The following is a 14575-nucleotide window of genomic DNA, read 5'->3' on the forward strand; positions in this document are numbered from 1 at the left end:
CACGCCATGAGCAGATCGCCGTTCTGGCCGGCTGAATGGGCGCTCCAGGACGGCATCCTGCTGGCCTGGCCTCATGCCGGCACCGACTGGGCCGGCAACCTGGCCGATGTCGAACTCACCTACGCGGCCCTGGTCGCGGCGATCAGCCGCCACCAGCCGGCCGTCGTCTGCGTGCCCGATGTCGCGGTGGGCCAGCGCATGCGGGCACTGCTGGCGCAGACGACCGCGCTGCCTGGTCGGGTCAGGACCGTCCTGATCGAGTACGACGACACCTGGCTGCGCGACAGCGGGCCGATCACCCTGCTCGGCGCCGACGGGCCGATCCTGCTGGATTTCCGGTTCACTGGCTGGGGCGGCAAGTTCGAGGCCGGGCGCGACGACCGCCTGGTCGAGGGCCTGTTCGAGCGCGGCCTGTTCGTGCCAACGGCGCGTCGCATTCCGATCGACTTCGCCCTTGAAGGCGGCGCCGTCGAGACCGATGGTGCCGGTACCCTGCTCTCCACATGGCACTGCCTGGCCGCCCGGCACCCGTGCAGGTCGCGCGCCGAGGTCGAGGCGGTGCTGGCCCGGACCCTCGCCGTCGACCGCTTCCTGTGGCTCGAACACGGCGCGCTGGAGGGCGACGACACCGACGCCCACATCGACACGCTGGCCCGCTTCGCCGCGCCCGATGCGATCGTCTACCAGGGCTGCGACGATCCCGGCGATCCGCACCACGCGAGGCTGGCCGCGATGGCCGGCGAGATCGCCGCACTGCGCGACCGCGACGGCCGCCCGTACCGGCGCTTCGCCCTGCCCTGGGCGCAGCCGGTCCATGCCGCCGATGGCCGGCGTCTGGCCACCTCCTACGCGAATTTCCTGATCGTCAATGGCGCCGTGCTTATGCCCGGTTATGGCGATCCGGCGGATGCCGCGGCCGCACGGGTCCTGGCCCAGGCGTTCCCGGACCGCGCCATCGAGATCGTGCCGTGCCGGCCGCTGATCGAACAGAACGGCTCACTGCACTGTGTCACCATGCAATTGCCCCACGGAGTGCTTGCCAATGACTGAGCTGGTGGTCGCCCTGGTGCAGGAACGCAACCACGGCGATGCGGACGCCAACCTTGCGGTGATCGAGGAGCGCGTGCGACAGGCCGCAGCCGCGGGCGCCGGGCTGGTGGTGCTCCAGGAACTGCACAACGGCCCGTATTTCTGCCAGCGCGAGAACGTCGACGAGTTCGACCTGGCCGAGCCCATTCCCGGCCCAAGCACGCAGCGCCTGGGCGAGCTCGCCGCGGCGTGCCGGGTGGTGCTGGTCGGCTCGCTGTTCGAGCGCCGCGCGCCCGGCCTGTACCACAACACCGCCGTCGTCTTCGAGCGCGATGGCCGGCTGCTCGGCCGCTACCGGAAGATGCACATACCGGACGATCCGGGCTACTACGAGAAGTTCTATTTCACTCCCGGCGACCTCGGCTTCGAGCCCGTCGACACCTCGGTCGGGCGCCTGGGTGTGCTGGTCTGCTGGGACCAGTGGTATCCGGAAGCCGCGCGCCTGATGGCGTTGGCCGGCGCCGAACTGCTGATCTACCCCACTGCGATCGGCTGGGATCCCGGCGACGACGAAACCGAACAGGCGCGCCAGCGCGATGCCTGGATCACCGTGCAGCGCGGCCATGCCGTCGCCAACGGCCTGCCGGTGCTGTCCTGCAACCGGGTCGGCTTCGAGGCCGATCCCGACGGCGTCGGCCGCGGCGCCTGGTTCTGGGGCAGCAGCTTCGTCAGCGGTCCGCAAGGCGAGTTCGTCGCCCAGGCGGGAACCGACGACCCGGAACTGCTGATGGCCCGTGTCGACCGCGCCCGCACCGACGCGGTGCGGCGCATCTGGCCGTTCCTGCGCGATCGGCGCATCGACGCCTATGGCGACCTTCTCAAGCGCTACCGCGATGGCTGAGCTGTCTCCGGCTGTGCCGGCCGATGCCCTTGCCGGACAGCCGATCCAGCGCATCGAGCGCGACGGTGTGCGCTACACACTGCTCGGCACCGCCCATGTCTCGCATGCCAGCGTCGCTGCGGTCGAGGCCCTGCTGGCACGGGAGCGCTTCGATGCGGTGGCGGTGGAACTGTGCGACAGCCGCTTCCAGGCGCTGGCCGCACCGGAACGCCTGCAGCAGATGGACCTGATCGCGGTGCTGCGCAACGGCAAGGCCGGCATGGTCGCCGCCCAGCTCCTGCTGGCCGGCTACCAGGCCCGCCTGGCCGAGCAGCTGGGCATCGAACCCGGGGCCGAGATGAAGGCGGCCATGGCCGGCGCCCAGGCCCGCGATCTGCCGGTCTGGCTGGTCGACCGGGAGGTCGGGCTCACCGTGGGCCGCGCCTACCGGGCGGTGGGCTTCTGGCATCGCATGGGTCTGGTCGGCGGCCTGCTCGGCAGCCTGCTCAGCCGCGAGCGGATCGACGAGTCGGAAATCGAGAAGCTCAAGGAAGGCGACATGCTGGACAGCGCCTTCCGGGAGTTCGCGACGCAGTCGCACTCGCTCTACCAGGCACTGATCGGCGAGCGCGACCAGTTCATGGCCGCGCGCCTGCGCGAGCAGGCCGGCCGCGCCGAGGGCGTCGCGCAGGTGCTGGTGGTGATCGGCGCCGGCCACCTGCGTGGCCTCGCCGACGAGCTCGGCAGCCAGCAGGAGGCGCCTGCGCTGGTCGCGGCCCGGCTGTCACAGCCGCCGCCGCCGGCACGCTGGCCGAAGGTGCTCGGCTGGACCCTGTTGCTGCTGATCGTCGGCGGCTTCGCCTGGGGATTCAGCAAGGGCGGTGCGGTCGGCATGGAACTGGTCGTCGCCTGGGTGCTGGCAACGGCCGGACTGGGCGCGCTGGGTTGCGCGCTGGCCGGTGGCCACCCGGCCAGCATCGCCGCCGCGGCGCTGGCCTCGCCGCTCACGCCGCTGCATCCGGTACTGAGTTCGGGTACCGTGAGCGCGGCCGTCGAGCTGTGGTTGCGCAAGCCGCGGGTCGCCGACTTCGCGGCGCTTCGCACCGACCTCGTGTCCTGGAAGGGCTGGTGGCGAAACGGCGTCGCCCGCATCCTGCTCAACTTCTTCCTCACCAACCTCGGGACCGTGCTGGGCGTCTACCTGGCCGGCGCCCGGATGATCAAGGCCCTGTTCAGCGCATGAGCCTGCTCGATTCCTTCCGCAAACCCGGCTGGCAGTCCAAGGACGCCGGCCGCCGGGCCCAGGCCGTTGCGTCGGAGACCGACCCTGCCCTGCTCCAGGCCCTGCCCGGGCTGGCCGTCGACGATCCGGACCCCGGCGTGCGCAGGAATGCCCTGCGGCGACTCGACGATCCGGTGCTGCTCGCCCGGGCCATGTCGGCCGACGCCGATACCGGGCTTCGCAAGTGGGCCCGCGAAGCCTGGCTGTCCGCCGTGGTGGCCGGACATTGCCCGCTCGAGGAGGCGGCCCTGCAGACCCTGCAGCCAGCCGAGCTTGAACACCTGGCGAGCCGCTCGACAGCGACAGCGACGCGCAGCCAGGCCCTGGCCCTGTGCCGCCGTCCCGCCTTCCTTGCCGAACGCGCCGTCCAGGACGCCGATGCCGGCCTGCGCCTGGCACTGGTCGATCGACTGGACTCCGCCGAGGCGCTCGACCGCCTGGCGGACAAGGCCCGGCGCGGCGACAAGCAGGTCTCGCGCGCCGCCCGCGAACGCGCCCAGCGCCTGCGCCTGTCCAGCGGAGACCCTGCCGCCGTGCTGGCACGAGCGGAGGCGATCTGCGCCGATCTCGACGCCTGGCTGCGCGGCGGCAGTCCGGTGTCCGAGCGCGAATCCGCCCTGGCGCTCGCCGAGCGCGACTGGGCTGCGCTGGCGTCCGACGCCCTGCCCGATCGCCTCGCCATCCGGTTCCGGGGCCTGTGCCAGACGCTGCGCGCGCAGCTCGCGCCGCCGCCGGCAGACGTCGAGCCCGAACCGGTGGCCACCTCTTCGGCGCAGGCCGGGCAGGCCGAGGACGGCGCGGACGTCGCGAGTGCGCCGCCACCCTCGCCGGAGGAGCTGGCCGCACAGGTGCGTCTGCAGGCGGAACTGGCGGCTCTCGCCCAGGCTCGGGAACTGGAGCGGCAGCGACTGCAGGAGCGCGAGGCGGAACGTGCCGTCCAGCGCGCCCGGCAGGCACAGCATCTGGAAGCCCTGGCCGAGGCACTTGCCGCCGGCGACCTGGGCCGGGCGCGCGAGGCGGAGGCGCAGCTCGATTCCAACCTTTTCGACGCGTCCCTGCGGCGCCAGCGGCAGGCGCTGGATCCTGAGCTGCGCAAGTTGCGCGACTGGGAGCATTGGGCCAACAACAAGGTCCGCGCCCGCCTGTGCGACGACCTGGAGACGCTCGCCGGCAGTGGCCTGCATCCCGACGCCCTGGCGACCCGGGTGCGCGAGGTCCAGACCGAATGGAAGCGGCTCGATGCCCTCGAGGGGCGCGCCGAGGGCGCCGAACCCAGCGGCCTGGACCGACGTTTCCGAGCGATCTGCGCCCGCGTGCTGAAGCCCGCACGTGGCTTCTTCGAGAAGCGCGATGCCCTGCGCAAGGAGCGCGAGCAGGCGATCGAGGACTTCCTGACCGAGGCCAACGACCGCATCGCCTCCGCCGACATCGCCGAGTTGCTGCGTCTGCAATCCGAAGCCAGCGCCAGGCTGCGCTCGCTCGCCGACCTGCCCGCCGCGCTGCGGCAGCGCATCGCCCGCCGGCTGACCGGCCTACTGGACACCCTGCGGCCCGGTGTGGAAGCCGCCTTCGCGGAGAGCGAGCAGGCACGCGCCAGGCTGGTGGACGCGGCCCGGCGCCTGGTGGGCGCGGGCGCGGACGTCAATCGCGGTGCCGAATCGAGACGTCTCATGCAGTCCTGGAAGGCGCTGGGCAAGGGCCGGCCGGGACGCGACCAGAAGCAGTGGCGGGAGTTCAGGGCGGCCCTGGACGAGGCCTTTGCGGAACTCGAGTCGGCACGCTCGCGCGAGCAGTCGCAGCGCGAGGGGCTGCGTCAGCAGGCGCTCGCCGTGGTTGAGGAGGCCGAGGCGCTGGCCGCCGACGATGTCGACCCGTCGGCGCGAACGGCGTCACGGCTGCGCGACCTCCAGGGCCAGTGGCAGTCCCTGGACTGCCGCGACGGCGATCTGGGCCGCCGCATGGAACAGGCAGTGGCCGCGGTTCGGCTGGCCATCCAGGACGTCGAGCGCGCGCGCAGGCAGCAACGGCTGCTGGACAGTCTGCAGGCCCTGCCGGTGTCCGGATCGGGCGGCGATGCCGACGCCGCCCTGGGCGTGGTCTTCGAGATCGAGTCGCTGGCCGGGATCGAACCGCCGCCTGCCGACCGCGAAGCACGGCGGCACTGGCAACTCGAGCGGCTGCAACGACACCTGCGCGGCGAGCGCAACGACGGCGACGGCGACCTGGAATCGCTGCTGCAACGCTGGCTGTCGCTGGTGGCCGGTGTCGAGGCGCGGGACCGCGAGCCGATGGCGGAGCGCCTGCGCGCGGCGATCGCCGCGATCGGCTGACCGCGGCGGCACCCGGTCAGCAGACTGTTGCAAAACAGCCTGCTGGCCGCGGCCACGGGTGGCCGCTCGTCGAAGCCTCTGCGTAAGCAGTTGATTCGAGGGGAGCGCATCCGGACCTGCACCGGACGGGCGACTTGAAGCACGACCACGACGGTCGTTTATCAACAAGCCGCGAGGTGCCCTGGCCCGGATACTTCATGAGGCCGCTGCTGCGGCCGCCGATATTCGCGCCGCGGCCCGGACTGAACGCGTCGGCCAGTCCAACGCAGTGCCGCCTCCGCCTTCAATGTCCAACGGTCCGCTGCCCGCACCACGAAGCGATCCCGACGGTCTCGCTACACGTCTTCAGGAGACATCCAGGCTGGCGTCGTTCAGACGCTGATCGTCGGGACTGCCACTGCCCGCCGGCGCGTGAAGGTGTACACCGAAGCAGGTGGCACGTTGAGCAGGGTGAAGCCGCGCCTGACCGCATGCAGGTTCAGCTCGCGCAGGACCTCAGGATGGACCGGCGCGACCGGCCCGTAAGTGAACTGCACGAACACTCCGTCGCTGTCCATCAGCGCCAGCGCCGCTGCCAGGATGTCGCGCTGGCTGGCTTTCGGCATGGCCAGCAGGCCCAGGCCGCTGATCACCGCCTGCACCGGACCGCTGCGGGCGAACGCCTGGACCGGCTCGGACTCGCCCAGGCGCCTGGCATCGGCCTGCACCACCTGGACGCCGGGAAAGCGGCCGGTCAGGTACTCGTGCAGCGCGGGATTGAACTCCACCGCCAGCAGGTCGGAGGGCGCAATGCCCTGCTCGAGCAGGGCCCGCGTGAAAGTACCGGTGCCAGCACCCAGTTCGATGATGCGGTGCGCTCCGGAGGGAAGGGCCGCAACCATGCGCCTGGCGAGGAACCGGCTGCTTGGCGAGACCGCGGCGGTCGACAGGGGCCTGCGCAGCCATTGCCGGAAGAACGTCCAGACCTCGTCCCGGCTGCTCCGGGGGGCTGGCTTGATCGAGGGCTCCACGTCCACCTCCTTGGCGTGGCGTCGATCATAGCCACTGGCCGCCCCGGCGGCGACCTGCCATTGGTCGGGGATCCTGGAAATCGTCCGGGGGCGATCCGGACCGGCAGAAATGAAAAAGCCCCGCGCCGGGGAGGGACGGTGCGGGGCCGGGGTTGGTGGCCGGAGAGGGAGGGATCCCGACCACCTGCCGCGACGGATTGCCCGTCGCGACGCACATAGATTCGCGCAACCTGACTGAATCCGTCCTGACCGCTGGCGCCGGCACCGCCGCGCTCGCGCCAGGAGGACGGTGGGCAGCGACGGGACGCCAGGACGCCGCCTGGCGGAACCGCACGGACCACGACGGCATCACGTTCCGCGCACAGCCTCGCCGATCCGCCCCGCCCCTGGATCAGCCACGTTCGGGCTCGGGGTCGCGGGGTCGCAGAAGATAGACCTGATGGATGCGCGGATCGCGTGCGAAGTCGAAGGGCAGCATTTCCGCACCCATGTCGAGAATCTGGAACTTCGGCGCCAGTGACGCCTCCTCGAGCCGGAACCTTCGAAAATGGTTTGAAAACAGAATGCGTCCGCCGGGGGCCAGGAGGCCGCGGCAGGCATCGAGCAGGGCGACGTGCTGGCGCTGAACGTCGAAGTCCTCGGCCCGCTTCGAGTTGGAGAAGGTCGGCGGGTCGACATAGATCAGGTCGAAACGCCCTGGCCGGGCGGCCAGCCAGCGCATCACGTCGGCCTGCACCAGCCGGTGCCCGCGACCTGTGAAGCCGTTCAGCTCGAGGTTGCGCCGGGCCCAGTCCAGGTAGGTGGCCGACAGGTCGACACTGGTCGTGCTGCGCGCTCCGCCTGCGGCGGCGTGCACCGTCGCCGCGCCGGTGTAGCAGAACAGGTTCAGGAAATCGGTGCCGCGGGCGTTCGCGCCCAGCCAACGCCGCACCAGCCGGTGGTCCAGGTACAGGCCGGTGTCCAGATAGTCGCGCAGCCGCACCTCGAATCGCAGCCCCCCCTCCTGCACCACCAGCGCGTCCCCCTCCCCCGCCAAGGCACGGTACTGGTCGTCGCGGGACTGGCGACGGCGCGTCTTGACCACCACGCGATCGCGCGACAGTGCCAGGACGTGGCGGGTCGCTCGCACCAGTTCCCCGAGCCGGGTCCGGGCGGTCGCCTCGGGAACCTCCGCGGGCGCCTGATACTCCTGGATCACCGCATGGCCTTCGTAGATGTCGATCGCCGCCGCATACTCGGGCAGGTCGGCATCGTAGAGGCGGTAGCAGGAGATGCCTTCGCGCTCCAGGCGCCGGCGTAGATGGCGCAGGTTCTTGGCGAGTCGGTTGGCGACCATCTGCGCCCCCGCTGTCAGCGCGGTCTCCTCCCCCTTCGACACGCCCTGTCCAGTGGCCGCCGCCGGGGGATCGATCAGCAGCAACTGGCACTCCAGGGCGCCGTTGCGCAGGGCGTAGCGCTTGCGGGCGCGCAGACCCAATGCCTTGCCGCGGCCGTCGGCCAGGGTCAGAAACGCCGCCGCGCTATCGGGGTAGGACTCGCGCAGGCGCTGGCCCAGTCCGCGGTACAGCGCGGCGGTCGTGGCGGCGTCGCCGAGCCTGGCGCCATAGGGGAGATTGCTGGCGATCAGGGTCGGTGCCGGCCGCGGCGGTTCGCGCGTCAGGGCATCGGCGGTCTCGAAGTCCACCAGGCGCTCCACCCCTGCCGTTCGCGCATGGTCCCGGGCCAGGGCCACGACGGCCGGATCGCGATCGGAGCCCGACAGTCGCGCCCGGCAGGCGGCCAGGCCTGTGTCGCGACGCTGCAGCGCGTCGTCGCGCAGGGCCTGCCAGCGCGCCGCCTCGAAGCCCCGCCAACGGGCACAACCGGGCAACGGTCGCAGCAGGCCCGGGGCAATGTCGGCCGCCATCCAGGCGGCCTCGATGACAACCGTGCCGACGCCGCAGAACGGGTCGAACAGCACGCCGCCCTGCGCCGCCAGGGACGGCCAGCCGGCGCGCAGCAGCAGGGCTGCCGCCAGGTTCTCCTTCAAGGGGGCCTCACCCTGGCCCTGGCGCCAGCCCCGCTGGTGCAAGGGCGACCCGGACAGGTCGAGGGAAACCACCGCCTGGTCGCGGACCAGGCGCAGGTTGATGCGGACGTCAGGCTGTTCGGTATCGACGCTCGGACGCACGCCATGGCGGGCCCGCAACTGGTCGACGATGGCGTCCTTGACGCGCTGACCGGCGAACATGCCCTGGTGGATCGCCGAGGCCCGTGCCACGGCGTCCACCGCCAGGCTGCCCTCGGCGGCCAGGTGGGCGTCCCAGTCGATCGACTGCACGCCCCGATACAGCGCATCCGCGTCGGCGGCCTGGAACTGCGCCAGCGGCAGCAGGACGCGGCTGGCCAGTCGCGACCACAGGCAGGCGCGCAGGCCGAAGTCGTCCGCGGCCTCGACATGCACCCCGGCCAGGCCCTCGCGGGCCTGCTCGGCCCCCAGCGACCGCAACTCGTCCGCCAGCAGCAGTTCGAGGCCCCGGGGGCAGGTGGCGAAGTAGCGGATGGTGCTCAATCCAGCCCTTCCAGGAACAGGCCGAACAGTGCAGCGACCCGCTCCACATGGCCGGCGAGCCTGTGACTGTCGTCCAGAAGGTGCAAGGGCAGCGAACGCCCGGCGGCGAATGCGATCACCCGTTCGGCAGGGATCAACTCGTCGTGCCAGCCATGGACCAGCTCGGTCGGTACGTCCGCCGGGTCGAAGTCCCCGGCAAAGCCGGGAATCGCCAGTGGCGGCGCGACCAGGAACAAACCCCGGCAGGCGGCACGGCGGGATGCCAGGGCCGAGCCGAAGGCGCCCATGCTGGAGCCCGCCAGCACCAGCGGCTCCCCGGCACGCACGTGCGACAGCAGGCGATCGACGCGGTCGGCGATGCGCGCCGGATCGCCGCTGGCATCCAGGTCCCGGAAGTCCGGCCGCGTGCTGCGCCAGCCAAGGCGCTCGGCCTGCGCAGCCATTGCGGTGACCTTGGTGGCGTGGGGACCGGACTCCAGTCCGTGGGAAAGCAGGACGTGCCCCTTCATCGATGGACTCCTGGCCGGCTGCGGCTGTTTCCGGTCGCTGCAGCGACGGTCATGGCGATCCCCGCCCGGGCCGGCGGCGGCGATCGCGTTGCAGTGTAGTGGGTCGGCAATGGCGCACCCAGCCGCCTGTTGAAGATGGTGCTTCCGGGGGGATCCTCTGAACGCCTGTCAGGCGCCTGTGCGGTATCGACACCGTCGCCAGGCGCCCTGCTGAAACGTCCGGGCAAAGCAGCGCCCGGGCGCGACTTCGACGGCGCTGCACACCGAGCGGGTTGCACACCGCCTGGCGGCCCATGGAGATCGGCCCAGCCGGAATTTCACCCGGGAACAGCAGCGGACGCATTTCGGCTGTCCTTGCGACGATTCCGCAGCACGCCTGCCCCGGCGGCCATCCGGCATCCAGGCCGGCCGGGTGCGCGCCGGGGCGCCTGCTAGGATGCCCCGATGCCACCGCTCTCCGGTCCGACCATCGCCCAGCGACCCCTGGCCTATGTCGACCGTCTGGCCGGGCGCCCGCTCTCCCGGGTGCGCCGCATCGTCCTGCATTGCACCGAACTGCCGGACCTGGCGATGGCCAGGGACTGGGGCGAGCGCATCGTCCATCCCAGCGGTACGGGCAACAGCGGCCACTACTATATCGACCGCGATGGCGCCATCGAATGCTGGGTGCCGCCCGATCGCGTCGCCCACCACGTCCGCAACCACAATGCCGACAGCCTCGGCATCGAACTCGTCAACGACGGACGCTGGCCCGACTGGTACCATTCGCGGCGGCAGCGCCCCGTGGAGCCGTACGCCGGAGCGCAGATCGACGCCCTGATCGGGCTGCTGCGCTGGTTGCCGCGGATCCTGCCCGCGCTGGACGGGCTGATCGGGCACGAGGAGCTCGACACCGGGGAAGTCGCCGCCAGCGACGATTCCGAGGTCAGGGTCCGCCGCAAGATCGATCCCGGACCGCTCTTCCCCTGGCCGCGGGTCATCGCCGGCTGCGGCCTGGTGCGCCTTTCCCACTCCCCCAACCCTGACCACCCTGCTTCCCGCCATGAGCGATGACGTCACCGCGGAACTGATCGAGCTGCTGCGCCTGGAACGCATCGAGGACAACCTCTTCCGGGGCGCCAGCCGCGACATCGGCACCCGCTACGTGTTCGGAGGCCAGGTGCTCGGGCAAGCCCTGTCGGCCGCACAGCAGACCGTCGACACGGCACGCGTGGTGCACTCCATGCATGCCTATTTCCTGCGTGCCGGCGACAACGAGAAGCCAATCGTCTACGAGGTGGAGAACACCCGCGACGGCGGCAGCTTCTCGGCGCGCCGGGTGGTGGCGATCCAGCACGGCAAGCCGATCTTCGTGTGCACCGCGTCGTTCCAGGTGGTCGAGGACGGCGCCGAGCACCAACAGCGCATGCCGGAGGTGCCCGGTCCCGACGACCTTTCCCCGCAGCCGCCCTACCCGGCCGAGGCGCTTGAGCAGGTGCCCGCGAAGCTGCGCCGCTGGCTGATGCGGGCGGGCCCCTTCGAGTTCCGGCATGTCTGGCCGCGCGACGAGGTCGACCCGCCCAAGCGGCCGCCGCTGCAGCACGTCTGGTTCCGGCTTGCCGGCCAGGTCGACGACGATCCGGTGCTGCATCGCAGCCTGCTGGCCTATGCCTCGGACTTCCACCTGATCGGTACCGCCACCCTGCCCCATGGCATCTCCTACCTGCACCCGAACGTGCAGATGGCCAGCCTGGACCATGCCCTGTGGTTCCATCGGCCGTTCCGGGCCGATCAGTGGCTGCTGTATTCGTGCGACAGCCCCAGCGCCCAGGGCGCGCGCGGACTGGCGCGCGGCAGCATCTACCGGCACGATGGCGTCCTGGTGGCCTCCACCGCCCAGGAGGGGCTGATCCGGCTCGTCGCTGCCTGAATTCCGGCCAGTACCTGGCCCGGCAAGTCTTCCCTGCGGGCCATGGACGGCTCGCTCGCGGCATGGGTCGCGCAAGCGCCCATTCCGCGCCACCGCCTCCGGACATGCACTGGAAGCGGGCGTGCCTGTTCGACCCCGGGACGGGTCGGACAGGCCCCACCCAAAGGACCACGGCAACCATGAAACACGCAACACCAACGATCCTCCTGCTTGCATCCCTGGCCTTTGCCCTTGCCGCGTGCGGTGCCAGGGATCCGCGTACGGCAACGACCGCCAACGGTCCTGGGCCCGAAGCCTCCAGGCCGGCTGGTCTGATCGTCAACGGCGGCTTCGAGGCTGCCGACCACGAGCCCTGGACGAAGATCGTGCACGCCACGCCCGATGCCTACACCTTCGAGCTGGACCGCAGCGGGGCCTTCGCAGGAAACGCCGCCATGAGGATCACCGGGGATGGCACCGAGCCCTGGGGGGGCATCGTCCAGATGGTGTCGCGAGGAAACTCGGATGCCATCCGGCTTCGCCTCTCGGCGATGGCGCGCGGCCGGGCCATGCCTGGCGGCATCCACCTGATGGCCACTTTCCGGGACGGCCCGATGACCGATCCCGTCGAGATGGACCACCTCGGCTTCGGCGCCGATTTCGACTGGCAACGGGTCGAGATGGACTTCGACGTTCCCGCTGGCGTCTCTCGCGTCGAGGTCGGCCTGCTGCTGCAGGGCGCCGGGACCCTCTGGCTCGACGAGGTCGACCTGCGCCCCGCACCCTGAGCCCCGGCCCGCGGGGTATCATCCCCGCTTCCGGAGAGGTGGCCGAGCGGTTTAAGGCAGCGGTCTTGAAAACCGCCGTGGCAGCGATGTCACCGTGGGTTCGAATCCCACCCTCTCCGCCAGTCTCCAGAAATGCGAAGGGCCCCTTGCGGGGCCCTTTCTGCATGTTCCGCCGCTGCCGGTCGCCCGGCACGGTTGGACTCAGGCGACTGCGTCCTCGGTGACCGCCTTGATCGACAGGCGGATGCGGCCCTGCTTGTCGACTTCCAGCACCTTGACCTTGACCACGTCGCCTTCCTTGAGCTTGTCGGACACCTTGTCGACGCGCTCGGAGGAGATCTGCGAGACGTGCACCAGGCCGTCGCGGCCCGGCAGGATGGTCACGAAGGCGCCGAAATCCATCAGCTTGGCGACCTTGCCCTCGTAGATCTGGCCCGGCTCGACGTCGGCGGTGATCTGCTCGATGCGCTTGCGGGCCGACTCGGCGGCGGCACGGTTGACCGAGGCGATGACGATGGTGCCGTCGTCCTGGATGTCGATGGTGGTGCCGGTCTCCTCGGTGATCGCGCGGATCACGCTGCCGCCCTTGCCGATCACTTCGCGGATCTTGTCCGGGTGGATCTTGAAGGTCAGCAGGCGCGGCGCATACTCGCTCATCTCGCTGCGCGGCGCGCTGATCGCCTTGGCCATCTCGCCGAGGATGTGCAGGCGGCCGTCACGGGCCTGGGCCAGCGCCGTACGCATGATCTCTTCGGTGATGCCGTCGATCTTGATGTCCATCTGCAGGGCGGAGATGCCCTCGGCGGTGCCGGCGACCTTGAAGTCCATGTCGCCCAGGTGGTCCTCGTCGCCGAGGATGTCGGACAGCACGGCGTAGCGGTCGCCTTCCTTGATCAGGCCCATGGCGATGCCCGCCACCGGCGCCTTCACCGGCACGCCGGCGTCCATCAGGGCCAGCGAGGAACCGCACACCGAGGCCATCGACGAGGAGCCGTTCGACTCGGTGATCTCCGAAACCACGCGGATCACGTAGGGGAAGTCGGCATCGGCCGGCATGATCGCCGCGACGCCGCGCTTGGCGAGGCGGCCATGGCCGATCTCGCGGCGCTTCGGCCCCATCATGCGGCCGGCCTCGCCGACGCTGTACGGGGGGAAGTTGTAGTGGAACAGGAAGTTCTCGCGCGACTCGCCCTCGATGGCGTCGATGATCTGGCCATCGCGACCGGTGCCCAGGGTGATCACGACGATCGCCTGGGTTTCGCCGCGGGTGAACAGCGCCGACCCGTGGGTACGCGGCAGCACGCCGGTGCGCACGGTGATCGGACGCACGGTCTTGAGGTCGCGGCCATCGATGCGCAGGCCGGTGTCGAGCACGGCGTTGCGCATGGTCTGGTACTCGAGCTCGGCGAACTCCTTGCCCAGGTCCCCGGTGCTCCAGCCGTTGGCCTCGGCCTGCGCGGCCAGCGACTCGACGACCTCGCGCTTGAGCGCGGAGATCGCGTCGCGGCGCGCCAGCTTGTCGCGGACCTGGAAGGCCGCGGCCAGGCGGTCGCCGGTGGCGCCGCGCACGGCGTCGGACAGGCTGGTGTTGGCGGCAGGCGCCTGCCAGTCCCAGGTCTTGACGCCCGCTTCGGCGGCCAGCTCGTTGATCGCCTGGATGGCGACCTGCATCTGCTGGTGACCGAACATCACGGCGCCGAGCATGACGTCCTCGCTCAGGACCTTGGCTTCGGACTCGACCATCAGCACCGCCTTGGCGGTGCCGGCGACCACCAGGTCGAGCTGGGAGCCGGCCAGCTCGGTGACGGTCGGGTTCAGCAGGTACTGGCCGTTGGCGTAACCCACGCGCGCCGCGCCGATCGGGCCGGCGAACGGGATGCCGGACAGTGCCAGCGCGGCCGAGGTGCCGATCATCGCGGCGATGTCGCCCGGAACCTCGGGGTTCAGCGACATCACGGTGGCGATGACCTGGACCTCGTGGCGGAAGTGCTCGGGGAACAGCGGACGGATCGGACGGTCGATCAGGCGCGAGGTCAGCGTCTCGCGCTCGGTCGGGCGCCCCTCGCGCTTGAAGAAGCCGCCGGGGATGCGTCCGCCGGCATAGAACTTCTCCTGGTAGTCGACGGTGAGCGGGAAGAAGTCCATTCCTTCCCGGACGTTGCGATTGCCGACCACGGTCGCCAGGACCACGGTGCCGCCGATGTCGACCATCACCGCACCGCCGGCCTGCCGGGCGATTTCGCCGGTCTCCAGGGTGACGAGGTGGCTGCCGTACTGGAACTGTTTGGTGTGCTTGGTCACTTCCTGG

Annotated in this window: 11 protein-coding genes and 1 tRNA gene; 8 read left to right on the forward strand and 4 right to left on the reverse strand. The window is 70.7% G+C overall.

Annotated elements, in window-relative coordinates:
• The first annotated feature begins 6 nt into the window (after positions 1–6).
• The 4 genes from KF823_01800 to KF823_01815 are packed head-to-tail and all read left to right on the forward strand — an operon-like array spanning position 7 to position 5521.
• The gene (locus tag KF823_01800; GenBank protein ID MBX3724635.1) at positions 7–1050 is read left to right on the forward strand and encodes an agmatine deiminase family protein; all 1044 of its coding nucleotides are present in this window, start codon (positions 7–9) and stop codon (positions 1048–1050) included.
• Positions 1043–1930, forward strand: a complete 888-nt coding sequence (locus KF823_01805; protein MBX3724636.1) for a carbon-nitrogen hydrolase — start codon at positions 1043–1045, stop codon at positions 1928–1930. The genes KF823_01800 and KF823_01805 overlap by 8 nt, the downstream gene beginning before the upstream one ends.
• On the forward strand, positions 1896–3152 hold the full coding sequence (locus KF823_01810) for a TraB/GumN family protein (protein MBX3724637.1): 1257 nt from the start codon (positions 1896–1898) through the stop codon (positions 3150–3152). Before KF823_01805 ends, KF823_01810 begins: the two co-directional genes overlap by 35 nt.
• Complete coding sequence (locus KF823_01815) at positions 3149–5521, forward strand: DUF349 domain-containing protein (GenBank protein MBX3724638.1); 2373 nt, start codon at positions 3149–3151, stop codon at positions 5519–5521. The genes KF823_01810 and KF823_01815 overlap by 4 nt, the downstream gene beginning before the upstream one ends.
• Positions 5522–5892: 371 nt before the next feature.
• On the opposite strand, the gene KF823_01820 is transcribed toward KF823_01815, so the two are convergent.
• From KF823_01820 to KF823_01830, 3 genes are all read right to left on the reverse strand, one after another.
• The gene (locus KF823_01820; protein MBX3724639.1) at positions 5893–6531 is read right to left on the reverse strand and encodes a methyltransferase domain-containing protein; all 639 of its coding nucleotides are present in this window, start codon (positions 6529–6531) and stop codon (positions 5893–5895) included.
• Between the two features lie 391 nt (positions 6532–6922).
• Positions 6923–9073: a bifunctional 23S rRNA (guanine(2069)-N(7))-methyltransferase RlmK/23S rRNA (guanine(2445)-N(2))-methyltransferase RlmL gene (rlmKL, locus tag KF823_01825; protein ID MBX3724640.1), complete on the reverse strand. Its 2151-nt coding sequence runs from the start codon at positions 9071–9073 to the stop codon at positions 6923–6925.
• A gap of 5 nt (positions 9074–9078) precedes the next feature.
• On the reverse strand, positions 9079–9591 hold the full coding sequence (locus tag KF823_01830) for an alpha/beta hydrolase (protein ID MBX3724641.1): 513 nt from the start codon (positions 9589–9591) through the stop codon (positions 9079–9081).
• Positions 9592–10035: 444 nt separating this feature from the next.
• On the opposite strand from KF823_01830, the gene KF823_01835 reads away from it, so the two are divergent.
• The 4 genes from KF823_01835 (at position 10036) to KF823_01850 (ending at position 12389) form a co-directional block, all read left to right on the forward strand.
• Complete coding sequence (locus KF823_01835) at positions 10036–10644, forward strand: N-acetylmuramoyl-L-alanine amidase (GenBank protein MBX3724642.1); 609 nt, start codon at positions 10036–10038, stop codon at positions 10642–10644.
• On the forward strand, positions 10634–11500 hold the full coding sequence (gene tesB, locus KF823_01840) for an acyl-CoA thioesterase II (protein ID MBX3724643.1): 867 nt from the start codon (positions 10634–10636) through the stop codon (positions 11498–11500). Before KF823_01835 ends, tesB begins: the two co-directional genes overlap by 11 nt.
• Before the next feature lie 179 nt (positions 11501–11679).
• Positions 11680–12267: a hypothetical protein gene (locus tag KF823_01845; GenBank protein MBX3724644.1), complete on the forward strand. Its 588-nt coding sequence runs from the start codon at positions 11680–11682 to the stop codon at positions 12265–12267.
• 32 nt (positions 12268–12299) lie between these two features.
• Positions 12300–12389, forward strand: a tRNA-Ser gene (locus KF823_01850).
• A gap of 79 nt (positions 12390–12468) precedes the next feature.
• Here the strand turns inward: KF823_01850 and pnp are convergent.
• On the reverse strand, positions 12469–14568 hold the full coding sequence (pnp, locus tag KF823_01855) for a polyribonucleotide nucleotidyltransferase (protein MBX3724645.1): 2100 nt from the start codon (positions 14566–14568) through the stop codon (positions 12469–12471).
• Positions 14569–14575 lie beyond the last annotated feature (7 nt).

The organism is Lysobacterales bacterium (assembly GCA_019634735.1).
In the GTDB taxonomy this organism is placed as follows: Bacteria; Pseudomonadota; Gammaproteobacteria; order Xanthomonadales; family UBA2363; genus Pseudofulvimonas.

Bases quoted from the DNA above. Each gene is read 5' to 3' on its own strand.
- KF823_01810 (MBX3724637.1), top strand. From the start codon at position 1,896: ATGGCGACCTTCTCAAGCGCTACCGCGATGGCTGAGCTGTCTCCGGCT.
- KF823_01835 (MBX3724642.1), top strand. From the start codon at position 10,036: ATGCCACCGCTCTCCGGTCCGACCATCGCCCAGCGACCCCTGGCCTAT.
- KF823_01815 (MBX3724638.1), top strand. From the start codon at position 3,149: ATGAGCCTGCTCGATTCCTTCCGCAAACCCGGCTGGCAGTCCAAGGAC.
- tesB (MBX3724643.1), top strand. From the start codon at position 10,634: ATGAGCGATGACGTCACCGCGGAACTGATCGAGCTGCTGCGCCTGGAA.
- KF823_01830 (MBX3724641.1), bottom strand. From the start codon at position 9,591: ATGAAGGGGCACGTCCTGCTTTCCCACGGACTGGAGTCCGGTCCCCAC.
- KF823_01845 (MBX3724644.1), top strand. From the start codon at position 11,680: ATGAAACACGCAACACCAACGATCCTCCTGCTTGCATCCCTGGCCTTT.
- KF823_01800 (MBX3724635.1), top strand. From the start codon at position 7: ATGAGCAGATCGCCGTTCTGGCCGGCTGAATGGGCGCTCCAGGACGGC.
- KF823_01805 (MBX3724636.1), top strand. From the start codon at position 1,043: ATGACTGAGCTGGTGGTCGCCCTGGTGCAGGAACGCAACCACGGCGAT.